The following is a 24,045-nucleotide window of genomic DNA, read 5'->3' as shown; positions in this document are numbered from 1 at the left end:
CATGCGATCCCTACGAGAAAAACTACAAATCAGCACGCTTGACCTGCGGCTGCTCATCATGGCAGGAGTGTTGGTGGCGATGGCATTGTCATTCCATGCGGTCACCGGCATATTTTTGACCCCTGAAAATCTGTACAACGTTGCCCAGCAATCGGCCGTGGTGGGTATTGTTGCCGCGGCTGTGGGGTTGGTGATTGTTTCCAGGCAAATCGATCTGTCGGTCGGATCTGTCATGGCAACCGTTGGCGTCGCAATGGCGTTCCTCATGTACAGCAAGGGCTGGCACTGGGTACCAGCCAGTTTGATTGGCCTGGTGCTGTCGTTGGCCATCTACCTGTATCAGGGGTGGCTAACTGCCTATCTCGGAGTGGCATCGTTTGTAGTGACTTTGGGCGGATTGGTCTCGTTTCGTGGTATTGCATTTCTGTTTTCTGATGGCCGTACACAGCCCATCACGGACCCAACTTTTTTACTGATCGGTGGCGGGCTGGATGGTGCGATTGGTGTCACTGCCAGTTGGGTCGTTGGTTTACTGGCTAGTACATTGATTCTGTGGAACATATTTCAGCGCCGCAGCGCTTCTGCTCGACATGGGTTGGCGACCCGACCACTGATCGTGGAGCTCGCATTTGCAGGGTTCTTCGTGGCGATCATTCTGGGTTTTGTTGCAGTCATGTGTGCTTACCAAATACCGAGTAAGAAGGTCCCACAAGGCATACCTAATCCGGTCTTGATATGGGCTGTGGTGGTGGCTGTGATTGCCTTCATCATCAATCGCACTGCGTTCGGGCGCTATATCTTTGCCATAGGCGGCAATCCTGAAGCTGCCACCCTGGTTGGCATTCCGGTCAAATGGGTCACTCTCAAGACCTTTCTGCTGCTGGCTGTGATGACCACGATCGCTGCCATGGTCGCCATATCCCGCTTGAACGCCGGAACGGCTTCGCTGGGGACCGGTATGGAGCTGTATGCGATTGCTGCCGCCGTAATCGGTGGGGTGGCCCTGGCCGGGGGCAGTGGCACGGTGTTGGGCACTGTGCTGGGGGCGCTCATCATCCAGTTTTTGGAAAGCGGCCTGCTGCTGCTCGACGTGGGTGTTGGGCAGCGCTTGGTCATCATTGGTCAGGTGTTGATCGTTGCCGTTGTTTTTGATGTGGTCTATCGTCGTGCAACCGGAGAGCGTCTATCATGAGCCAAACTACCCTAACCCCCTTGGTGGATATTACCAACGTCAGCAAGGCCTTTGGCGGTGTCCATGCGGTGGAACGTGTCAGCGTCAAACTCTACCCTGGCGAAGTGGTTGCGCTACTAGGGCACAACGGTGCGGGCAAGTCCACACTGATGAAAATGCTGGCTGGTGCCTACCCTATCGACAGTGGCGAGATTTCCATCAATGGGCAAGCGGCCAAAATCGAAAGTCCCTCAGACTCGCAAAATCTGGGCGTCGAGACTATTTACCAGACGCTTGCATTGGCCGACAACCTAGACAGCGTCGCCAACTTGTTTCTGGGCCGTGAATTGAAGACCCGCTGGGGGACGTTGGACGACTACGCGATGGAAAAAGCAGCCCGCGAAGTATTCCAGCAACTGAATCCCAATTTCAAAAACATTCGCGTGCCCGTGCGTTCACTATCAGGTGGCCAACGCCAAGTCGTTGCAATCTCCCGGGCCATCTACTTCAAGGCGAAGGCTTTGGTGATGGATGAGCCTTGTGCCGCATTGGGTCCGGAGGAAACTCGTATGGTTCACGAGCTAGTGCGTAAGCTCAAAGCCAACGATGTAGGCATTTTTCTGATTTCTCACGACATGCCAGATGTATTCGGTTTGTCCGATCGTCTGTGCGTGATGAAAAACGGCAAAACTGTGGGAACCTACCGAACTTCCGAAGTGACCGAGGATGAAGTCTTGGGAATGATTATTGCGGGTAAGAAAGTGACTCGTATTCCTGAAGTGCATGAATTGTTGTAGTGGAGCCCTGATTCACGAGGGATTTGCGGTTGGTCAATTTAAGGTTAGCAGTAACACCGGGACGGCTAGTTTCTCCATTTCTGCTAATGATGAAGAAATTCTGAATGTTCAAACACTCCTTGCAATTTGTTGACGCATTTTTTTTACGCTGTCATAATTCTTAGCACTTCCCAGGCTTAGCCAGAGAAGCCCTCAGCAATATTGCTGATTACATACCGGCTATGAAAGCCCCTGACATGCGCATACAGCGCGGTCAGGGGCTTTTTGCTTTTTGGAGTTTGAATGTCTGATTTGGGAACCACTCCCGCGCTGAATTCGGCTGAGCATCTCATCACCGTGGGGAGTGTTCAGATGGAGCCGCGCATCGGCTACAAGGATGAGAACGTGGCGCGCTCCGTAGCGTTGATCGAGCGCGCGGCCGCTGGTGGGGCAGCGCTCGTAGTGCTGCCGGAACTGGCCAACACGGGCTACGTATTTACCAGTCGGGCAGAGGCCTTTTCGCTGGCGGAGTCTGTGCCGGAAGGTCCGGCCACTAGGGCATGGATAGATGTGGCACAGCGATGCAAGGTGCACATCGTCGCAGGCATTGCTGAGCGAGACGGGGATCGTCTCTACAACTCGGCAGTGATCATTGGCCCTAAGGGTTGGCTGGGCACCTACCGCAAGCTGCACCTGTGGGGTGACGAACATCTTTACTTCGAGGCTGGCAACAGAGGTCTGCCTGTGTTTCACACAGAGTGGGGGCGCCTGGGCGTAGTGATCTGCTACGACGGCTGGTTCCCTGAGGTGTATCGCCTATTGGCCATGCAAGGTGCCGACATTGTGGCCATGCCTACCAACTGGGTGCCAATGTCCGGACAGCCGGCTCACCGTCCAGCCATGGCCAATACGTTGGCCATGGCCAGCGCCCACAGCAATGCGCTGAATATCGTTTGCGCCAACCGGATAGGCAATGAGCGCGAGCAGCTATTCATAGGTCAGAGCTTGATCGTCGACGCCCAGGGCTGGCCAATAGCTGGCCCTGCATCAATAGACGCAGAAGAGGTACTCCTGGCACAGATCCGCCTGAAGGCTACGCGCCGGGAACGGCAACTCAATGCCTTCAACCACGTACTTCGAGACCGCCGCGACGACCTTTACGACCCGATGCTTGGCACCGGCTGGCCGTTGCCTAGGCATTGAAGTTGATGCCGACCTGTTTCTTTCACCCCAAACCAAGGAGTCTTTTTATGAAAAAACTAACTTCCACTGTGCGCTTCGGCGCCATTGCGATGACAGCTTCGCTTGCGCTGCAAGCCCAAGCGGCAGATCCGATACGCATCGGTGTAGCCGTAGGCCTGTCGGGCGCCAACAGCGTCGTGGCTCCTGCCGTCGTGCAGTCCTCGCAATTGGCGATCGAAGAAATCAACGCTGCTGGCGGTATTCTCGGACGCAAGGTAGAGCTTGAGATCGTGGACGATGCTTCGGGCGCAGTCGGTGCGCAGAAGGCATTTGACACCCTCGTCTTCCAGAAAAAGGTGGACGCCATCATTGCTATGGAAACCAGCGCTGCCCGCAATGCCGCGTTACCCATCGTATCGCGCGGCAAAGTGCCGTACATCTACACATCCTTTTATGAGGGGCGCTCGTGTAACGCCTGGATGTACGTAAACGCCTGGGTGCCGGAACAACAGGTCGCCCCCGTCGTTAACTATTTTTGGTCCAACCTCAAAGCTCGTAATTTCTTTCTCGTGGGCAATGACTACGCCTTTGGGCGCGGCATGTTGGACTTCACCAAGAAGTACATCGAAAAGAACGGCGGCAAGGTCGTAGGCGAGGAATACTTACCCATAGATGGCTCCGACTGGACCTCGGTGTTGAGCAAGATCCGTGCGGCCAAGCCCGATGCTTTGATCAGCGCCACGGCTGGCGGTGCACCTAATGTCTCGCTGGCTAAGCAGTTGCAAGGCTCTGGCCTTAACCTCCCGTATGGCAACTTGGCCATCGACGAAGCCACCGCGAAGAATATGGGCGATGTGGCATCCGGCATGTACATGTCGGCTTCGTACCTCACGACAATTGATACGCCGGAGAACAAGAAATTCATGGATGCCATGACGAAGAAATTTGGCACCGACCTGAAGACTCCGAATGAGCTTTCCGAGCCACAGTACGAGGCGTTCTATCTCTTCAAGGCGGCGGTAGAGAAAGTGGGATCCGTGGATAAGGACAAGATCATCAAGGCGCTGGGTGAGGTGTCCTACACCGGTCCCCGCGGCGAGGTCAGCATGAATAAGAGCCGCCACGCGCCGCTCGCTATGCGCCTGGGTCAGATTCAGGCCGGCAGCACGATCAAGATTTTGCAGACTTTCAAGGGCGTCGATCCTGGTGCTCAGTGTCCTGACCTGAAGTAAGGCGGTTGCCGTCAGTGGTGTTCGCGCGCGAACGCCGCTGACTGGCCAGTGCCTATCGTAGGACTCAGTAGTCCAATACAAATCCATTTCCTTTTGGGTTCCCTTGGAACTCACAAGAACAAGACACAACCATGGCACGAGCCTGTAGCGCTATGTCTGCTTGCTTGGATCCGTGTATTCCACTACCCAGGACCATAGTACGCAGTAAGCGGTGCAAAGCATTGATGCGCACACTCGGCGCAGCAACGCAGCGTAGCCCAACCGAAGGATCTCCCATGCTGCCAACATACACCCACTCCATTGCGGCTCGACTAACCTTTGGCTTTGGATGTTTGTTGGCGTTGATATTGACGGTTGCAACTATGGAAGCATGGTCCTCACATCAGGTAGGTCAGCAGGTAAAACAGATCGTTGAGGTGAACAATCAACGTGCCGCATTAGCCCGTGAGTTGCTAGACAACATTAATCTGATGACCGTGCAGGTTCGCTCCATCGTGCTGCTGACCGATGTTGAAGAACTCAAGGCAGAAGGTGCCACTCTAGAGATGGCCCGTACGGAGTACATCCGCGCCGAGCAAGCGCTTTCGATGTCCATGACCGATGCCCAGGCCGACGAGCGCCAGCTTGCGGTCGCTATCGTTGAGTTGGGTGCACGGGGCATAGCGTTGGTGCAGCAGGCAGCCAAGCAAGGGCTAGCTGGTGCCAACATCGACGCCACTACAACGTTGACCCAGGAACTCCGTCCTGCCGAAGCCCAGTGGCGGGGCAAAGTCAATCAGCTCATTTCACTGCAGACCCAGCGGAATGCCGCACTGGCTACGGAGGTAGGTAAGAATATCCAGCGCGCCACAGTCGTCGGCGCACTGCTCGCTCTGGCGGCCGTGGTAGTTGGCGTATTTGTCGCTTGGCGGATCGCACGTAGCATTCAGCGGCCGGTGGAGCGAGCGATGAGAATCGCCGAGCGCATCGCGGATGGTGCGCTGGACAACGTGATCGAAGACGCAGGTAAGGGAGAGATCGGTCGACTGCTAGAGGCGATTGATACCATGCAGCGCAGGTTGTGTAGCTTGGTTGCCGACATCCGTGACGCGGCCGTCAGTATCGAGGCGGCCAGCTCCGAGGTCGCTGCCGGTAACCTCGATCTTAGCCAGCGGACTGAACAAGCGGCCTCGCAGTTGCAGGCGACTGCAAGCTCTCTCGATCACTTGGCGGGCAACCTCCTAAATAGTGCACAAGCGACGGAGCAGGCAAACCGATTAGCGGGCGATGCTGCTCAGGTCGCGCAGCGCGGCGGCAAGGCAGTGGCTCAGGTAGTCGCTACCATGCGTGAGATCAACGGCTCTTCCAAGCGGATTTCCGACATCATTGGTGTGATTGATGGGATCGCGTTCCAGACCAACATCCTTGCGCTCAATGCCGCGGTAGAAGCGGCACGCGCAGGGAATGCCGGCCGTGGTTTTGCAGTAGTCGCCGGCGAGGTACGCGCTCTGGCACAGCACAGTGCATCTGCCGCTAAAGAAATCAAGGAACTGATCTCAGAGAGCCTTTCACATGTGTTGACGGGCTCGCGGCTGGCCCAGGGCGCGGGTGACACTATGACGGAGATACTGACCAGTGTCGAAAAAGTGTCTGGCCTGATTGGCGAGGTAACTGCCGCATCCACCACGCAAAGCAGCGGCATCCGCAGTATTAATCAGGCGATTGCAGAACTCGACAACGCTACACAGCAGAACGCAGCCCTGGTGGAGCAGGGGGCTGCCGCCGCAGATAGTTTGCAAGACCAGGCTCGGCGACTGATCGGTTTGGTGTCTAACTTTCATTTAGGGTCGAGTTCAGATGACCTCTCACATGCGCCCGATACTGGAATGGCCACCAGTAAGGCGGTGGTGGTTTTAGGTCATCAGCAGTTATGGCCTCACTCCCCCATCGCGCCTGAGCATGCACCACGGCTGCAAACCTCTGCGCAGCGCTAAGTCCGACACAGGTCATCCTCATGAACACACTTCGCAGCCTTCTTCTCATCGCGATAATGGTAAATTTGAGGGGGGTGGCGGCACAGTCCCAACCCGACTATCCCATCAGGATTGGCGTGGCCGTCGGTCTATCTGGTGCTAACAGTGTTATCGCTCCTGCGGTAGTGCAGTCTTCGCAACTGGCGGTCGAAGAGATCAATGCCGCCGGTGGCATCCTGGGGCGCAAAGTTGAACTAGTGATCGTAGACGATGCCTCTGGGGCCGAGGGTGCAGAGAAAGCAATCAACACATTGGTATTCCAAAAGAAGGTGAACGCCATTATTGCAATGGAAACCAGTGCAGCCCGAAGTGCCGCGCTACCCATCATTTCGCGCGGGAGGTTGCCGTACATCTATACCTCGTTCTACGAGGGACATTCATGTAACCCATGGATGTATGTGAATGCTTGGGTGCCGGAACAGCAGGTGGCACCTGTGGTTGACTATCTCGCCCGACATAGAAATGCAAAGACTTACTTTCTGGTGGGCAGTGACTATGCATTTGGACGCGGGATGCTTGAGTTCGCCCGACAGTACATTCGGCGCAATGGGGGGCAGGTGGTGGGCGAAGAATACCTGCCGGTGGACAGCAGCTACTGGGCACCCATCATTGCGAAGATTCGAGCGGCCCGGCCTGACGCGTTGATTGGCGCCACTGCCGGCGGTGCGCCGAACGTAACGCTCGCCCAACAGATCAAGAACGCTGATCTCAGGATGCCTTTCGGCAATCTCTCCATAGATGAAAGTACCGCCTGGACAATGGGCGATGCAGCCAAGGGAGTCTTGATGGCGGGCTCTTACTTCCCATCTATCGATACTGCAGAGAATCGGTCGTTTCGCATGCGCATGCTGGTTCGATTTGGTGCGGAGCTGAAGGCTCCCAACGAACTTTCCGTGCCCCAGTATGAGGCCTTTTTCCACTACAAGGCAGCTGTTGAAGCAGTGGGCACAACGGATTCCATAAAAGTCATCAAGGCGCTGGGCGAGGTATCAATCACCGGCCCGCGCGGAACCCTACGCATGGGAAAGAGTCGGCACACACCGCTTCCCATGCGTTTAGGTCAAATTCGATCAGACGGAAGTGTTCGTATCCTGGAGACTTTTTCGAGCGTCGATCCAGGAGAACAGTGCCCCCAGATAGAGTGATTGAAGGTAAGAAAAAGCGAATGGAGGACACGCATGTTCGGCTCTGCGAAACTCACTTAGCGATGGCAGTAATGGGCTATTGAAAGTGCAACACTACAGCCATCTTGTCCTGGTTTGATTGTAGAAATTGCGAAGAATACACCTTCGCAATTGGTTGACGCCGGTGTGAACGGCTGTCATAATTCAGCGAGCTGTTCTGGTTTGACCACTGCAGTTTCTCAGCAACATTGCTGATTACATACCGGCTATAAAAGCCCCTGACATGCGTTCATAGCGCAGTCAGGGGCTTTTTGCTTTTTGGAGTTGAAATGTTTTCGGTGAAAACCCCGTACTTATCCGATCGTCAGGTCTGCACTCTGGTGGAGAACGTGGAGACGATGCCAAGCTGGAGGTACCCGGCGGGACGTCATCTGCATTCCTTGAGCCAAGCGCAGGCAATACGCGGTATGGACATATGCGTTGCTATTCATCCATTGTTTTTTAAAACCAAGGAGACTTTCAATGAAACAACCCGTTGCTGCGGCGCCTGCTGCCGCTGATTCCATCTGTCTTTTTCATCGTCGCTAGGAGTACGCCATGGTGCTATTGCTAGATTTACTCACAACGGCCGCAATGCTGTTTATCGTGACAGCAGGACTGATGATGATCTTCGGGGTGATGAAGATAGTCAACTTTGCGCACGGTGCGCTACTGACTCTTGGTGGCTACGCTAGCTATGTAGTTACACAACTCCATCTCACCCCATGGCTAGCCTGGCCCCTTGCTGTAGTGGTGGGCATTGCCGTAGGGATGCTCGTGGAGGGTCTTATCGTGCGCCCACTCTACAAGCGGCCGCTCGATGCCATCCTGGCGACCTGGGGTCTAGGTATTGTGATCGGGCAAGTGATAGTGATTGCCTTCGGACGCGAGGTGCAGTTTGTCAACGCACCGCTGTCGGGCACTTGGTCGGTGTTAGGTGTGGACTATTCGGCCTACCGACTGGCGCTCGTTCCCATAGCGGCATTGCTGTGTCTGGCACTCACCGGCTTGCTCAATGGCACGCGCTTTGGTGTGCGCACCCGTGCTGTGATCATGAACGAAGATCTGGCAAGCAGCCTGGGCATCCACTCGGGAATGGTGCGTTTCATTACCTTCAGTCTTGGTGCCGGACTTGGCACGCTGGCCGGCGCCATGATCACACCGCTGTCCAGTGTGGACCCGAACATGGGTTTGCCGTGGCTTGTAAGCGCCTTCATGTTGGTCATGGTATCTGGCCATTCAATGGTCAGCTTACTGGTGACCTGCATCGTTTTTGGTGCGGCTCAAGTCCTTGTCAGCACCTACGCTAACCCGGTTCTCGGCGGGCTGACCATCGCTGTCCTCGCTGCTGTCACGTTGCGCATCCGTCCTAAGGGGTTTTCCCGTGGCTAACACTACCGCCACCAATATCGATCCGGAACGGCATGCCGGTGGACCCGCACTGCGCGGCCGATCCTTCAAAGGCATCATCTTGCTAGGGGGACTCGGGCTGCTGCTGATAGCGGTTGGCCCTTGGGTTTTCGACACCTATTTGCTGAACATACTCGTCAAGGCCTTCTTTTTTGCCGTTGCCGCCATCACGGTGGATATCTTGTGGGGCTACACCGGCTACCTGACGTTCGGCCAGTCGGCTTTCTTTGGTATTGGCGCATATGCGGCCGGCCTAGTATTCACACATGCCGGATTCAGTACGTACACGGTGCTGCTGGCTATCGGCGCAACGGTTCTAGCCAGCGCGGCCGTGGGTCTCCTGGTCGGGTGGCTGTCGTTCTATCGCGGTGCGTCGCCATTTTTTGCCACGGTGATTTCGCTGGTATTGCCCATCGTGCTCACGCAGTTGCTGCTATCCGGCGGCAACTGGACGGGATCCAGCTCGGGACTGACTGGGTACCAAACTTTTGACCTTTCCATCGAGGCCTGGTACTGGATTGCAGCGGGCATGCTGCTCGTTGCTGGCCTAATCGGCTGGGTGCTGGTACGCAGCGATGCGGGACGCATGCTAGCAGCCATACGCGACAACGAAGTTCGTTGTACCTACCTGGGCATTAACACCTCGCTGATCAAAATAGCGCTTCTGACGGCGATGGCTGTCATGGCCGCTTTAGCGGGTTTTGGCTACGGGTCTTTCAGCGGCGTAGTGGCCCCCGAACTCGCGGGCTTCGCGCTAGGCACCGAGCTCATCATCTGGGTCGCACTGGGCGGCCGGGGTACCTTGTGGGGGCCACTGGTTGGTGGCGTGCTGATCAATGTGGCCACCGCCTATCTCAGCAGCAGCATGCCCTTCGCCTGGCAGCTGATTCTGGGGGCGGCATTTGTCGTAGTCATTGTGCTGTTCCCTCAAGGTTTGATCCCTTTGCTGCTCAAGCCTTTCGGCATGGCGCAGGTCGCTGCTCGCAGCCCTGTATTGGAGGAACGTCAAAGCCCTGCACTATCAGTTGCGGGCACCGCAGGTGTTGTGGCGATCCGCATGCAGGGCGTAACCAAGAACTTCGGTTTTCTAAAGGTCCTGCAGGGTATTGACTTGGAGGCCCGCTCAGGCGAACTGGTCGGACTCATCGGGCCGAATGGTGCCGGGAAAACCACGCTAATGCGCTGCATGAGCGATGGCACGGAACGAAGCGGCGGCACGGTGGAGTTGTGCGGTCGCGACATCGGCAAGTTACCACCGGAGGCCTGCGTGCATCTAGGACTGGGGCGCAAGTTCCAAAATGCCAATATCTTTGAATCGCTGACAGTGGCGGAATGCCTGCGTATTGCAGGTGCGCGGTTGGAGCATCCCTCGATGGTGCGGCAGGAAAGCGTTCTGCGTCTACCTCCCTACGCACTGCACGTAGTTCGTGCTACGGCGCTGGAAGACAAACTGACCACCGTTGCACGGGATCTGTCGCATGGCGAGCAACAGGCACTGGAACTGGCCATGGTGCTAGCCCTGGAGCCGCGCGTTGTACTGCTCGACGAGCCTACGGCAGGCCTCACCAAAACCGAGCGCATGCAGATTGGCGAGGTGCTTTCCTCTCTGGCGCACCAGTACGGACTGTGCTGCCTGCTGGTGGAGCATGACCTCGACTTTGTGGAGATGATCTCCACCCGCATCGTGGTGCTGCACCAGGGGGCTATCGCCATGCAAGGCAGTTTCCAAGAGGTGGTGAATTCGCCACTGGTGAAGACTATTTATTCGGGTAGTGCCCACGCGACGAAGGAGGCAGCATGAATCCATCATCAGCCTTGGTGCTGAACGGCATTACCAGCGGCTACCGCGCATCCGTGGTGTTACGCGACCTGACTCTGAATATAGAAAAGGGCGAAGCGGTGGCCCTGCTGGGCAAGAACGGCATGGGCAAAAGCACCCTGCTCAAAACGGTGATGGGTTACCTCTCCAAAACGGCTGGCGTAATCCACCTGCACGGCGTGAATATCACCCGTATGCCGCCACACCGCATTGCGCGACAAGGTATGGCCTATGCTTCTCAGGAGCAGCCGTTATTTGCAGACCTCAGCATACGTGACAACCTGCGCCTGGGCTTGGCGCAGGAGTCCTTGTTTCACGAGCGTTTCGCTGCCGTTGAGATCCTGTTCCCTGTCTTTAAAAGTCGGCTGCAACAGTACGCCGGAACGCTGTCGGGCGGTGAACAGAAAATGCTGCTGCTGGCGCGTGCGCTGATGATGCGGCCTTCGGTCATCCTACTCGACGAAATCACGGAAGGCCTGCAGCCTTCGGTGATTGATAAATTGGCCAATGCACTACTGCAAGAGCGCGAACAGCATGGCACTACGATGCTGATTGTGGAACAAAACGTGCCTTTTGCTCTAAAGGTAGCAGACCGCTACGTGATCCTCAAGCAGGGCGAGCTGGTCGATGAGGGTGCGGCCAAGACCGATGGTGCTCTTGAATCCGTGTTCAACCATCTGCGCGTGTGACATGTTGCTAACTAAAGAACCGACGTCCGCGTTAGCAGATTTACCCTTATGCCTACTGATTTCGACCGGTGGCACCATCGCCATGAAGGTCGACCCCCATCTCGGTGGCGCGGTGCCCGCGCTGTCAGGTGACGATCTGCTGGCTGCGGTGCCTGCGATGTCCCGCTGGGCTCGGCTGGAGGTGCTAGATCTGTTCAACATACCTTCCGATTACATGGGGCCGGAGCGGTGGGTAGAACTCAAGCACGCAGTGGATACTGCGCTGGAGCGCCCCGAAATCGTGGGGTTAGTCATATCGCATGGCACAGATACGCTGGAGGAAACGGCGTGGTTTCTGGATCTGACAGTCAACAGTGACAAGCCGGTAGTGTTAGTAGGCGCGCAGCGCAACGCGTCGGTTCCCGATTTCGATGGCCCGCGCAATCTTCTGAATGCAGTGCGGGTTTGCATTGCGCCTGAGGCGCGTGGCCAGGGCGTTGTGATCGCCATGAACAATCAGATAAACGCGGCCCGCGAGGCAAGCAAGACTCACACAGCCGATGTGGAAGCATTCAAGTCCGGCGACTTCGGGTTGCTAGGAGTGATTGATGAGGATAGGGTGGTCTTCTCGCGACAGTCAACACGCCGTCAGCACGTGCAGCTGTGGGCACGGGCTTTGCCCCGGGTGGAGATCATTCCGATGTTTGCGGGTGCCACTGGCGATCTCGTGCGGACTGCGGTCTCGTTAGGCGCGCAGGGAATTGTGGTTCAAGCCCTGGGCTTTGGCAACGTAAACGCAGCCATGTTCAAGGCCATCAGAGAGACCATTGCGCAGGGAGTACCCGTGGTCATATCCACTAGGGTTCCTAATGGGCGTGTGCAGCCGGCCTACGGCTTTGACGGTGGTGGCAGCACCCTCAAAGCTGCTGGTGCGGTTTTCGCCGACAATTTGAGTCCCCACAAAGCGCGCATTCTTTTGATGCTGTCGCTGCAAAATACGGTCAGTTCCCGGCAGTTGCAAACCATTTTTGATCAGTGAAGGAATGCCATGTCTGACGACACATCCCTAGCGCAGGACGACGGCTGGCGCGTAGGCATTCTGTTCTCCCGCTCGGGCGCTACGGGCGTCACCGAGTCCGAACACTTCTACGGTACAGCTTTGGCCATAGAAGAGATCAACCAGCTCGGCGGTGTGCTCGACCGGCCACTCATTCCCATCGCATATGACCCTAAGGGAGACATCGCGGAATACCGTAAGCTGGCCACGCGGCTATTGCTGGAGGACGAGGTCAACGTGGTGTTCGGCTGCTCCCGATCATCGAGCCGGAAGGCCATCCTGCCGGTGATCGAGCGCAACAATGCACTGCTGTGGTACTGCTCCTTTTACGAGGGCTTTGAGTATTCACCCAACGTAATCTACACCGGGGCGGTGCCGAACCAGAATAGCGTGCAGCTGGCCGCCTACCTGATGCAGAACCGGGGTAAGCGATTCTTCCTGGTCGGGGCAGACTACATCTACCCGCGTGAATCGAACCGCATCATGCGCGATATGGTCGAGCAGCATGGCGGAGAGATACTCGAAGAGGTCTACCTACCCATCGAGGCCGGCGCGGCCGAACTAAAGGAAGTGCTGGCCGACATCAAGGCACAGCAGCCAGATGTGGTGTTCTCCACGTTGGTGGGGCAATCGGCTCGCCTGTTTTATCAACTGTACCGGGACTTCGGGCTCGACCCCAAAACCATGCCGATTGCCAGCTTGTCGATGGCCGAGGAAGAGATTAGGCTGATTGGCCCTGCGCTGTGCGAGGGACATATTACCTCGGCCACGTATTTTGGGTCGGTGCAGAACGAGAGCAATCGGCGCTTTGTGGAGCTGTGGCGCCAGCGCTTTGGCGACCGACCGACCAGCACCTGGTCAGAGATGGCATACACCCAGGTGCACCTGTTTGCCCGTGCCCTGCAGCGTGCGGGCAGTATGGACCGACGCAAGTTGGTGGAGGCCGTGCGGGCCGTTTCCTTCGATTCTCCCGAGGGATGTGTCACAGTGGACGCAGAGAACAACCACTGCGCGCTCACGCCCCGCATCGGCATCTGTCGTGCCGACGGACAGTTCGACATCGCATGGGAGGCATCAGAACCGGTGAAACCCGACCCATACCTGTCTACTTTCGGGTTTTCCGAATTCTGGTTGAGGTGAGGTCATGAGCTCCAGCCTTCGTCGCCTCTATGAGGACCTGCGCAGCATCAGCGTCACCGTCGTCTATCCGCCCGGGGAAGACCGCGACGTGGTCGTACAGCAATTGCAGCGCATCGGCTGCCGACTCAAGGTGGTCTGGCCATTTCCGGCCGAACCGCCCACTGGTATGGACGTGATCTTCTTCCAGGTCTCCCAAGACCTCGAAGGCAGCAGCGCCTGGAACGCCAGCGCGGTGGATGCCGCCCTCGTGGCGCTCTCGGACTACGAAAGTCCAACAACGCTAAAGTTGCTGCTGGATACAAAGTCCCATGGCGTCATCACAAAGCCGTTTCGATCGTCGGGCATTCTCAGCACTCTGGTACTGGCCAGGGCATCGCAGGGGTTTCAGCAACGCCAGCAGGGAAAGATCGACAAGCTCGAGTCCACCATCAAGTCACGCCGCCAGATCGAAAAGGCGATCCGCGTGCTGGTGGATTACCAGCGCATGACCGAAGCTCAGGCTTATGAGCACATGCGTGAACGTGCTACCGGCCTGCGAGTGACGGTGGCCGAGGTGTCCGCAATGCTTCTTGAAACCCATGAAGCTATGGAAAAACTCGGGTTTTCAAAGTCAACGCCGCGAGGTAAGTAGTACTGATGTTCTGGATGCACTCATCCAGCAAGGGGAGCGATGCTGCTGCCGCCGACTTAAGGCTGAAAAGTTGGACGGCGGTAGAAATATTGGACTTGTTTATGACTTTAAATTCAACTGTTGTGAAATCGTAACGCCGTAAACCCGCGTGGATGCTGGGTGGCCGTTTACGACTTTAATTGCACAGAACACTAGTCTTAAAGTTGCATTAGATACGGATAATTTCCATGTATAGAGTGGGTCGATTTTTGCATTAAATTTGAATTGTTGATTTTTTTGCATTTTTTCTTGAACTACTTGCGGAAGGACATTAATTCGTGACTCGCACTTCTTCCGAAGGGCTGCTTCAGGCTGGTTGCGGTCGCTCATGCACTCGAGATAAGCGACCGCTGTTGTCAGAAGCTGCCCTTGAAGGTCCTCGTTCGCGGTGGTCCCCAATGCTGGCACTCGGTCTATGCCTGCGAGTCGCCGTACGCACAACGGCCGCCCCAGCCCGCAGGACCGGCACGGCATCACCTCCATGCGCGCGTTTTTCCCGAAAATCGATTGTTGTCGTTAGTCAGCGAGTAGCAGTTGATGGCCGCCGCGAGCGGCCATCAACGCTAGGTCGCGGTTAGGCTGGTTGCAAACGATCTGGCCTGTCGGCCGAATGGCGGTTACGCTTGCCGATTCCAGAGCGGTGGTCGCTGCACTGCAGGAAAATGCTAAGCGTTAGCCAAGTTTTCCTGCTTTACATATTGACTGGAATGCGGCACCGCTCTTCGCAGCACCTTCGACCTCTGTGATATGACAGAAATAAAGCCACTCGCGGCCCCACGGCTCCCGACTATCAAGCGCCTGTTCACGTTCTGCCGGAACCAGTGTGCCTACCCTGGTTGTACCGACGAAATCGTTAGGGATGCAACGGTGGTCGGAGACATCTGCCACATTGAAGGCTCCAAGGACGGCTCGGCGCGCTACCGCAGTGAGCAAGATCCAGAGGATCGCCACGGGTACGATAACTTGGTACTTCTGTGCAAACTGCACCATTTCAAGGTCGATGGCGACGAACAAACATACACGGTCGCTCGCCTCAAGGAAATCAAGCAGGCACACGAGGATGAGGCAACACCACTCCCCGTGAGCTTGGTCAACGCCGCCGTAGACCTCTTTGTGGCGCTCATCGATACGGACTCGGTTACCGCCCAAACGATTCACGTAGGGACGATGAATATCGCGGCTCCCCCGAGGGCCAGTTCAGATGCCTTTGAGCCAGGTCGGGGACCACTGGGTTTGCTTGCGCAAGAGCTCGGACGAGTTCTCGCCCATCAAATCTATATGCTGGACCGCGCGGTCGTGAATTTCTCTTCAGCGTCAGCCTCTAATGCTCCGCCTCGGGATCCTTGGACGACCTTTCGACCGTTCAAGCCTTCGCTTTATCCCAGCGCTCCCGCATGCCTGGAACTCTCCCACAGCGACGCTACGCTGCTCGCTGAGTTTTACGGCGGCACGCAAGAAATAGACGACCACGTTTGCCGTTGGCGCGAGCAGAAGCCAGACTGGGACATGAACACCTGGAACGTCTTAATGCAGACGATCGGTCACAACGTAGAGGCCGGCCTTCAGGCCGCCGCTCGTTTCTGCCCCAATCGTCTGTATGACAACAAGGTTCCGATGCTAGGTACATTCAGTGACCGCGGCAGCAAGTCCTTGGAGAACATGCGCGGCATCATGGCAGCGCATCTGGAACGCTTCGCGCGGACACACGCTGCCATCAAGGTGATAAGAACGCACTACAAGGGCGGCCGCCGTGCCGGCGACTTCGCGTCGGAACTGACTCAACTCGCTGGCGGCAGCCGTTCGGCCTGGACGGCCGCAGTAGAGGCCGGAGTCCGATGTGCTGCGTTGCCATTAGATGTGACCGATGTGTTCTACAACCATCGATTGCATACCCTCTCTCGGGACGAGGTAGCGATGCTATGGATCGAACTCGCACGACAGAAGAAGCTCAGTCTGGACCAACGGTCACGTCCCTGCCCTGTGGCCATCTCACACTAGGTAGCAGGTGACCGTTCAATGTACTCAATGCACGGGAACAGGTCGTTCGCGCCGTCGATTCGATGGTTCGTAATCTCTGCATGGCCGCTGGTGATCCCGCAGCTCGGACAAACGACGCGCAAGGCGCAGTAACAGTAACGCTTTATTGTCAAACACTGAAAACGACTTTTTAGCAGTCACTGCGAGCAGCAATATGGACCAGATGGTCTACGATTGCCCGACGAGACAGTTGATATTTGAAAGTCAACTCTTACGGTTTGTGCCATTTGTCCGGCTTGCCGTTCGCTGTGGTCCGAACACGCTCGACCAATACAGGTCCCTGCGGATTGACTTGGCGCGCGAGTGCGATAGCTTCGGCTTGGGTGGGTGCCACTGCACTTGCGCGTTGCGAGTTTGGTTTGCGTACCGCGTAGTCGCCTTGTGGGCGACGTTCGACAAAGATGTTTGCAGTCATGGGAATTCCTCCGGCTTACATGTTGGGCAGGGACAGCAGATTGTCGGTCTTGCGGCCGTCAGCCACGGTCTGCACGTATTTGATGCGGCCGTTGCTGTGGACGTGGACCCAGGCGCCTGTGAGTTGCGGATTGCGGTCTGGGCACCAGACCGCATTGTTCCCGGCTTTTTCGATGTATTCGACCATCTGCTCGCGAGTGGAATTCCCACGCTCAGTGGTTTCCTGGTTTCCATCCATCTTCACCCACCAAAGGTGGGAGATGTGCTCGTGACCCGGGCCTCCGCTCATGCGTTTTCCAACGCACTTGATGGTCGTCTTGGTGATAGTAGCTGTCATTGGTCGATTCCTTTGAAGTTGAAGAAGCGCCAACGATCTTGTTCGGTGTGGGCGTACTTTTAGTATCCGCATAAAGGAATCACTTGTCAAGCGCTTAAAATGCGTCTACTCTGAACTTTTGTTTTTCGGCTTTGCTAGCCGACGCTGCGACCCGCCTGCCTTGGTTTGGGGTGCGCGGTGCAATTCATACACCAAGGCATGGACAGCAGACGCACCGGTAATAGGCGCGTTTGTAAGGAGAAACTGGTTGTCTACGCCTCTCGGAGAAAAAATTCGCGCAGAAAGAAAGCGCCTGAAACTGACACTTGATGACTTGGCGCAAAAGACCGAATCCAGCAAAAGCTACATATGGGAGCTGGAAAATCGTCCAGTGGTGAGGCCTTCAGCGGACAAGATCAGCAGGATTGCAGACGTGTTCGGCGTAACGGTTGAATTTCTGCTGGATGATGGAAAGCAGACCCCATCGGCGTCTGATGCGGACAAGGTGTTTTTCCGGCGTGTTGGCCAGCTTGACCCAGCTAAGCGTGCCCAGCTTGAAAAGTTTCTGAAGGCAATTGACGATGACTGAGCCGACAACACCTGTGGCTTGGGGCATTCAAATGTCCAAACTATGGATCGCGGCAGCGCAGCCGTTTCCCGTTGATGTGAAGTTATTAGCCTTGGAAATCACCAAGCAGAGATTTCCCGACCCAGTGGGGTTGGTCGTTGCACATGGCATTCCGGGCATTGATGGCATGCTTTCCAAGCGCAACAAGAAGAACGATTGGTGCATCTCCTATGACGAGCAAGTCGTCAAGCCCGGACGTATCAACTTCACGCTGGCACATGAGTTGGGGCACTATTTTTGCCATCGCCAGCGCCAGGAAGACTTCCGCTGTGGTCAAGGCGAGATGCTTGACTATCGCGGCGAAGCTTCTCGCAAGATGGAGAAGGAGGCAAATGTGTTCGCGTCCTACCTGTTGATGCCCGCTACGGACTTTCGGCAACAGATCAGTGGACAAGTAGTGACTCTTGATTTGCTCGGCGAGGTAGCCGAGCGCTACAAGACTTCCTTCACTTCGACGGCACTAAAGTGGCTGGAGATTACGGACGAAGCAGCTATGTTGGTGGTCGCGCGAGATGATTTTATCTGCTGGTCATATCCCAGCAAGCTGGCATCGGGCAAGCGTGCATGGCTGGCTCCTGGCACACCGGTCCCTCCATCCGCCATCGCACGGACGGCTGCGGCTGCGAATTGTCTGAAAAACTCTGCTTGCCCCGTATCGGCCGGTGTTTGGCATCCCACTCTGGAAGCCGAGGAGTCGATCATCGTGTCGGATCAGTTCGATCTCACGATTTTTCTTATTCGCTATCCAGAGGCTCGCGTGATAGTTCACGGCGAGGAATCGGAAGGCGACACCTTTGACGCCGTATCAAGCCTATCAAACGGATTCAGTGGGTCAAAGTGACCGCTTACGGGAAGGCGATTTAAAGAACAGAATTCATTCAAGAGATGTTTTGTCTAAAGGTGAAGAATGGAGGTGCGTATGTGGATTGCGGCGAAAGTGGAGTTGAACCGTAGCGGTCCTTCTAAGCAGGAATACCGACTCTATGCCCTCTCTGGGCAGCCAGTGCATATGGATAGCCCAATTCAGTGCCCAGTGAGTGAGCGTGAGGATGGGAATTACTATGTGTTGGATGTGGGCATGACTGGCGGCACGAAAAAAGCAAGTTATCCGTACATGCTGAGGAAACACAGCCAGCGATTGGAGGCAGTGTCTCGGCAAGCAGCCCGAGCTCACGTGAAAAAGAACTGGCCATCACCTGGCAAATAGCTCGCGCATGTTTCTGTCCCTAATGCTGTTGCCGCCGACCGAAAACTGACACTGTCAGGATTCAAGCGGCGCCAACACCTAATGCCCTTGATTGCGTGCATTGGCTAGGCGTCCTGTTATGCCTGAGGGGGCGCTTGCTATTTTTATTGAAAGTACTTTAGCCGTGGTTGGCATGCTTGTTGTTCGCCAGCAGGTATGCGACACAAGCCACGGCGGGCAATGGTGGACTATACAAGTAGCCCTGAAAAACGTCGCAACCCAGCGCTGCCAGTGCATCGCGCTGTTCAATGGTTTCAACGAACTCGGCGACCACCTCGACTTGCCGAGTGCGACCCAGTGCCGCAATTGTGCGAATGATGTCACCGCTGGCCGGATTGCTTAGCACGTCGCGGGTGAGCGAGCCGTCGATCTTGATAGCGTGAACACGGAAGCGCCGCATATGCAGCAGCGACGAATACCCCATGCCGAAGTCGTCCATCGCCAAAGAAACGCCCATGGCAACGATCTGCGCCAGGTTTTCTTCTACCACCTGGTGAACAGGGATGGCCTGGCTCTCGGTGATTTCCAGTTCAATCTCGCCCGGTGCCAGCCGGTACTGCTTTAAGCAACGGGCGAGCAACACTGGCAACTGCGGGTCGCCGAGTTGCAGCGGCGAGACATTGATCGCCATCGTGATGTGCGTTAGGCCAAGCGTATTCCAATGCGCCTTGCGTGCGCAGGCCTCCTCTAGCACCCAAGCGCCAAGGCGTCGGATCAGACCGCCGTCTTCGGCCAGTGTCACGGCTACATCGGCGCGGATCGGGCCGTGACGCTTGTGCGTCCAGCGCAGCAGCGCCTCAACACCGACGGCTGTGCCCTGAGAGTCGTGCTTGGGCTGGAAAGCGAGTGTGAGTGCGGGGATGCCGATGTCGTGTTTCAGGGCCGCGAAAAGGCCGCGGGCAATCAGTCCGACCTGGTCGTTGCGCTGCACGGACTGTAAGTGCCGCTGCTCCTGGGATACGATAACTTTGGTTGCCGCATCGAATGTCTCCTCTTGGTCGCGCGCCCGTCGCGCCTCGGCGCGTCGGACGAATGGCAGGTAGATTAGCGTGCTCACCAACAGGCCTAGTACCTGCAGTGCCACGCCACGCCACGAATCGCTGAGCAAGTAACCCGACAGCAGTGGTGGCGTTGTCCAGGGCACACCGGTCTGCTGCAGCGGCACTAGACCGGTGTGCACCGATGCCAGCGTCAGAAGAGTCAGAGCCAGGGGCGCTAGTAAAAATGGCTTCAAAAAAATGGGATTGAGGGCGATGGGAAGTCCGAAGGTCAGCAATTCATTGATATTGAAGATCGACGGTAGCAGGGATACCTGAGCCAGGCGTCGGAATGGCCCTTCGCGCGCCACGATGAACAGTGCAAACACAAGGCCTAAGGTGGCGCCGGATCCTCCCAGGTGCACGAAGATGTCGATCAATGGGCGCCAGGCCAGTGCCGCATCGTATGCGGCACCTGCCGGACCGAAGAGGGGCTGCGCCTGTTGGTCCAGCACCTTGCCGCCGTGAATGCCAAAGAACCAGAGGCACTGGTTAACCATTACTGCGCCACTGTCGAGCAGCCAATCCGCGTCAATCCATGCATTAATCGCCGGCGGTAGATTTGCCAGCCAGTGCAGGCCAAACGGTGGTAGTGCTGTGGCGATTTCGGCTGCCAGCATCACGACGAGGCCGGTGAGGGCCACTGGAGGCGTCATACGGGCGGCATAATAAAAAGTTGGGTCACTATCGTAATCGGGGGCCATTCTGCGCATCACAGCAAGCGCCGCAAGCGGCCGCAACAACTCCGGTGTTGCCAATCCGATCACGATACCCAGCAACATCGAGTCTTGCCCCAGGGATGCGATGGTCGGTGTACCGCTACCGCCGACTATCACACAAACCATGAAGTTCACCAGCGCGGCGATGCCGGTCCAGGCCTGCGGAAGCGCTTCGTCTCCATCTGCGACGGGCAGGCGGCGGGCCAAGCGCATGCTGAGCACCACGGCCAGAGCGAGACCGAAGACCCCATAGGTGGCGTTGACCACGGTGAGAGTCGCTGCCTGCCATCCTGCGCCAACAACCTGGTCCATTAGCCGGTGTATAGCCGGGAAGGGAATATTGCCGAGCAGCGTTGCCGCTACGCCAAAGAAGGTGATTGGCAGCAGAACGACAAAACTGTCCCGGACTGTGATCGCCCAAAGCACTAGACGGAACCACAGTTTTTTGTAGTGCTTTTGCATTGAGTCCAGCTGGTCGCTCCAATGGGATATGGGCATTTTCATGTGGGGACGCAGTTGCAACGAGTGTGAATTTCAGCAGTTCAGTTTAGTTTTTCAACCGAAATCCCTAGCCACAAGTTGAGTCTGCTGTACTAGTTCCACGATCGTGTCAGCTTGTTTTGTGGAAGGCCCTATCACCGTTTTTGATAAGCAGTTAATGAATAGACTCATTGACGGTGATGTCACATTGAACAAGCAGACTAAAACATCAGAATCTCAATTTGCACATAATTTATTTTTCCAATCTAATTTTGGTACTTAACTACAGCGATGACTGAAAAATGATTTGAAAAATCAAACTCGGAGTGACGGCAAAACTTCAAATTCTTGTGCCAGGCATTGTCCTCAGCGCTGGATCCAGCCGCCAGGTTGCAACTGCCAATGACTGCCGTCCTGTACCCAAGCGGTTGAACGATATCTGTAACCAGGTCGGGAAGCTTCCCAGTGTCCTGATATCCATTGGTAACGATTGCCTGACCAGTCCCAATAGCCGCCAATCCAAATGGCACCGCGAAATGGCCTTCCAGGAACAACCTCGTTGTACGGTGGTGGGGGAGGCACATCAACGATTGTTATGCCTTGATAGTAGTGCCTCACTGGTGCTGGTTCCGCTACAGCGGATTGTGGAACTGCTGCATATGGCAGTGTGACGACAACTGGTGGCGGTGGCGGTGGCGGTGGCGGTGGCGGTACGAGGGGGGGCGGTATAAGTGGAGGTGGTAGCAGTGGGATGGGCACGAGTTGTGCCGTCACACTAGTGGGGAAAAATTGTACGGCAGTCATAATTACGATCGCCAACAGAGTAGGCATTTTCAATTTGAGCATGGGGAGCTTCTTTGATCGTTTAAGCGTGGCAGTAAGGATTCCGTTGACCTGCTATAGCGGTAACGATGCCAACAAAATTTGCCAGCTAGCTTGATGCGTAGGCCTGCCAAACGATTGACTAGTTCGACAGGCAGCAATCCATCAGTCGCCTCATTGAGCGGCCATATCTAGTTACCAAGGGGCAGGTGCGGGTTGAACGACCACGGGAGCTAACACAGGTGGAGGAACTAGTACCGGAGCTAGGGGAAGCGGTACACAAGCTGACAGCAGTAATGTCGAGACGATGGTGATGGCTACAAACTTCAAAGTGAATGGCAGCATGCTGGGCATATTTAATTCCTTGGGCGATTCAAGTACAGAGCCGGTTATTCGGCTGATCGACTGAACCGCTTCAAGAATAGTAGAGCGATCCTCTGTTCACCAAGGTTTGGCAATGCTAAGCAAGGTAAAAATTCATGCCTTAGTGTCGCGTGAGATGGATGCCGCAAGCTCAATGGCATTCGGTGTGCTCCGTAGGCATCGAGGAAAACACTTCTGAATAGAGTTCATTTAGTGCGCAGATCCTGCGGCATCTGTCTTAATCGACTGTGATGTGGGCACACCAAGACTTTGGGTAAGATGCTGGAATGACGGTAAACGCTGCAACGCTTCGTGCGCAGACGCTTGAAGCAGTTTCACGTCCGCAGACGTAATCGAAAAAGCAGTTGGTATCCGCAACGCCAAACGCCGCTGCTCCTGATCGGGCACGTCGTGTAGACTGACATTGACAACGTGAATTTCGGCGTCGGATGCAAATGGACTGTCGGGAGCTCCACGGTGAAGCTCCAGTTCCGAGTTCCAGCGCTGCAAATCATCCTGGAGCATCGCCAACGTCACCTGAGTTCCCCTTGATCCCGCGCCAAACAATAGCGCATCCATTACCTGACCTGGATTGGGGACCTGGTCACTCTGATCGATGCGTTCGGCAAGATCCCGCTCAGAGTTGACTGCGATCAAAATCAACTTATGGATAGTGCCGGGCGCCATGTCGCGGAAGTTGTCTTGGATGGACCCGGCAGCTACGACGCGATCCAGTAATCCTCGAAGCCCCAAGTTGTCAGAAAGACCGCCATCAACCAGGTGCAGGAATGGTCGCTCACGCACATTGATATAGCTTTCCGCGTTTGCCTTCAGCATTCTGGTTCTATAGTCGCTTGGTGCATTGACTCCTGTAGAGCCCGTATTGTCGGGGTGCGCGATGGTTGGATGCGGACAGGCTTCTGCATAATTCCGTAGCGTCATTGGGCTCAATACAAGCGGAACTGCGGAGGAAGAGGCCACTGCGAACGACAATGGCACACTATTCAGATCTGAACAAATTAGTGCGAATTGTTCTTGTGTAAATTCGAATGGCGCGCCTGTGGTGAGATCGGTGGCGGTTATTAGCAACGCAGGGTTCTTCGCTCGATTCGCCAAATCACCAAATGTATGACCGCGGTACAGTATGTTGAGGCGCTCCTCCAAAACGTTGCTGCGACCGTACCACGGTGACATCACTGAACTAAAACGCGCTGGCGATAACACACGCTTGATCAAATCTCCATCAAAATTCCCAAGTAAGAAGTCGGACTCGAATTGGGTAAGCGTCGCATCGCCGAACAATGCGTAGTGGGTAGCCAGAATGCTGCCACCGGAAACTCCACTGATGAGTCGAAGTTCGTCAAGCAGCGTAGTCTCCCGATCGTCCCAAACGAAGTGTGTGGCTTTTAGTTCGCGCAGGACGCCAAGACCGAATGCGGCAGCACGGGCGCCGCCGCCCGAAAGGGTAAGAGCGACGACGATAGATGGTTGCTTGTTTGCGCCGTTCAAACCGCCAGCTGGAGGGATGAGAATTGGTGTTGGGCTTGGACGGGCTGCAACGTTCTGCCATGGACGAATCGTAGAGCAGCCAGAAAGTAGCGTGGTTAGCACTAATATGGATAAAACAGAAAGTTTCAACATGTCCCAGGCACTGATAATGAATCAACATTGATGATGGTTGCT

Annotated in this window: 20 protein-coding genes; 15 read left to right on the top strand and 5 right to left on the bottom strand. The window is 55.9% G+C overall.

Annotated features, from left to right (window positions below):
* The first annotated feature begins 1 nt into the window (after window position 1).
* The 13 genes from AC07VY_RS15370 (at window position 2) to AC07VY_RS15310 (ending at window position 16,298) form a co-directional block, all read left to right on the top strand.
* Complete coding sequence (locus AC07VY_RS15370; protein WP_495097879.1) at window positions 2-1,192, top strand: sugar ABC transporter permease; 1,191 nt, start codon at window positions 2-4, stop codon at window positions 1,190-1,192.
* Entirely contained in the window at window positions 1,189-1,968 is a 780-nt protein-coding gene (locus AC07VY_RS15365) for an ATP-binding cassette domain-containing protein (protein WP_495097878.1), read from the top strand. The genes AC07VY_RS15370 and AC07VY_RS15365 overlap by 4 nt, the downstream gene beginning before the upstream one ends.
* 282 nt (window positions 1,969-2,250) lie before the next feature.
* Window positions 2,251-3,150 carry a nitrilase family protein gene (locus AC07VY_RS15360; protein WP_495097877.1) on the top strand — a complete coding sequence of 300 codons (900 nt, stop codon included), beginning with the start codon at window positions 2,251-2,253 and terminating at the stop codon, window positions 3,148-3,150.
* An 89-nt stretch (window positions 3,151-3,239) separates the two neighbouring features.
* Window positions 3,240-4,361, top strand: coding sequence for a substrate-binding protein (locus AC07VY_RS15355; RefSeq protein ID WP_495097904.1), 1,122 nt, complete (start codon window positions 3,240-3,242; stop codon window positions 4,359-4,361).
* A gap of 275 nt (window positions 4,362-4,636) precedes the next feature.
* Window positions 4,637-6,334: a methyl-accepting chemotaxis protein gene (locus tag AC07VY_RS15350; RefSeq protein ID WP_495097876.1), complete on the top strand. Its 1,698-nt coding sequence runs from the start codon at window positions 4,637-4,639 to the stop codon at window positions 6,332-6,334.
* 20 nt (window positions 6,335-6,354) lie between these two features.
* Window positions 6,355-7,518: a substrate-binding protein gene (locus AC07VY_RS15345; RefSeq protein WP_495097875.1), complete on the top strand. Its 1,164-nt coding sequence runs from the start codon at window positions 6,355-6,357 to the stop codon at window positions 7,516-7,518.
* 576 nt (window positions 7,519-8,094) lie between these two features.
* Window positions 8,095-8,928, top strand: coding sequence for a branched-chain amino acid ABC transporter permease (locus AC07VY_RS15340; RefSeq protein WP_495097874.1), 834 nt, complete (start codon window positions 8,095-8,097; stop codon window positions 8,926-8,928).
* Between the two features lie 49 nt (window positions 8,929-8,977).
* Window positions 8,978-10,747 carry a branched-chain amino acid ABC transporter ATP-binding protein/permease gene (locus AC07VY_RS15335; RefSeq protein WP_495097903.1) on the top strand — a complete coding sequence of 590 codons (1,770 nt, stop codon included), beginning with the start codon at window positions 8,978-8,980 and terminating at the stop codon, window positions 10,745-10,747.
* A complete protein-coding gene (locus tag AC07VY_RS15330) occupies window positions 10,744-11,454 on the top strand; it encodes a branched-chain amino acid ABC transporter ATP-binding protein (protein ID WP_495097873.1) in 711 nt (236 codons plus the stop codon). Before AC07VY_RS15335 ends, AC07VY_RS15330 begins: the two co-directional genes overlap by 4 nt.
* A gap of 1 nt (window position 11,455) precedes the next feature.
* Complete coding sequence (locus AC07VY_RS15325) at window positions 11,456-12,472, top strand: asparaginase (protein WP_495097872.1); 1,017 nt, start codon at window positions 11,456-11,458, stop codon at window positions 12,470-12,472.
* Window positions 12,473-12,481: 9 nt separating this feature from the next.
* Window positions 12,482-13,630: a transporter substrate-binding domain-containing protein gene (locus AC07VY_RS15320; RefSeq protein WP_495097871.1), complete on the top strand. Its 1,149-nt coding sequence runs from the start codon at window positions 12,482-12,484 to the stop codon at window positions 13,628-13,630.
* 4 nt (window positions 13,631-13,634) lie between these two features.
* Entirely contained in the window at window positions 13,635-14,261 is a 627-nt protein-coding gene (locus AC07VY_RS15315; protein ID WP_495097870.1) for an ANTAR domain-containing response regulator, read from the top strand.
* A 906-nt stretch (window positions 14,262-15,167) separates the two neighbouring features.
* The gene (locus tag AC07VY_RS15310; RefSeq protein ID WP_495097869.1) at window positions 15,168-16,298 is read left to right on the top strand and encodes a hypothetical protein; all 1,131 of its coding nucleotides are present in this window, start codon (window positions 15,168-15,170) and stop codon (window positions 16,296-16,298) included.
* 250 nt (window positions 16,299-16,548) lie between these two features.
* Here the strand turns inward: AC07VY_RS15310 and AC07VY_RS15305 are convergent, their stop codons facing one another.
* Window positions 16,549-16,752: a DUF2188 domain-containing protein gene (locus tag AC07VY_RS15305; protein ID WP_495097868.1), complete on the bottom strand. Its 204-nt coding sequence runs from the start codon at window positions 16,750-16,752 to the stop codon at window positions 16,549-16,551.
* Between the two features lie 15 nt (window positions 16,753-16,767).
* On the bottom strand, window positions 16,768-17,088 hold the full coding sequence (locus AC07VY_RS15300; protein ID WP_495097867.1) for a DUF3892 domain-containing protein: 321 nt from the start codon (window positions 17,086-17,088) through the stop codon (window positions 16,768-16,770).
* 247 nt (window positions 17,089-17,335) lie between these two features.
* On the opposite strand from AC07VY_RS15300, the gene AC07VY_RS15295 reads away from it, so the two are divergent.
* A complete protein-coding gene (locus AC07VY_RS15295) occupies window positions 17,336-17,656 on the top strand; it encodes a helix-turn-helix domain-containing protein (protein WP_495097866.1) in 321 nt (106 codons plus the stop codon).
* Entirely contained in the window at window positions 17,649-18,536 is an 888-nt protein-coding gene (locus AC07VY_RS15290; RefSeq protein ID WP_495097865.1) for an ImmA/IrrE family metallo-endopeptidase, read from the top strand. The genes AC07VY_RS15295 and AC07VY_RS15290 overlap by 8 nt, the downstream gene beginning before the upstream one ends.
* A gap of 523 nt (window positions 18,537-19,059) precedes the next feature.
* Here AC07VY_RS15290 and AC07VY_RS15285 read toward each other — a convergent pair.
* From AC07VY_RS15285 to AC07VY_RS15275, 3 genes are all read right to left on the bottom strand, one after another.
* On the bottom strand, window positions 19,060-21,195 hold the full coding sequence (locus AC07VY_RS15285; protein ID WP_495111377.1) for an EAL domain-containing protein: 2,136 nt from the start codon (window positions 21,193-21,195) through the stop codon (window positions 19,060-19,062).
* 348 nt (window positions 21,196-21,543) lie between these two features.
* Window positions 21,544-21,981: a hypothetical protein gene (locus tag AC07VY_RS15280; protein ID WP_495097902.1), complete on the bottom strand. Its 438-nt coding sequence runs from the start codon at window positions 21,979-21,981 to the stop codon at window positions 21,544-21,546.
* Between the two features lie 591 nt (window positions 21,982-22,572).
* On the bottom strand, window positions 22,573-24,003 hold the full coding sequence (locus AC07VY_RS15275; RefSeq protein WP_495097863.1) for a patatin-like phospholipase family protein: 1,431 nt from the start codon (window positions 24,001-24,003) through the stop codon (window positions 22,573-22,575).
* Window positions 24,004-24,045: the final 42 nt, after the last annotated feature.

The sequence above is a fragment of the Rhodoferax sp. GW821-FHT02C08 genome, from assembly GCF_059421805.1.
This window is presented reverse-complemented; position numbering and strand designations above follow the sequence as displayed.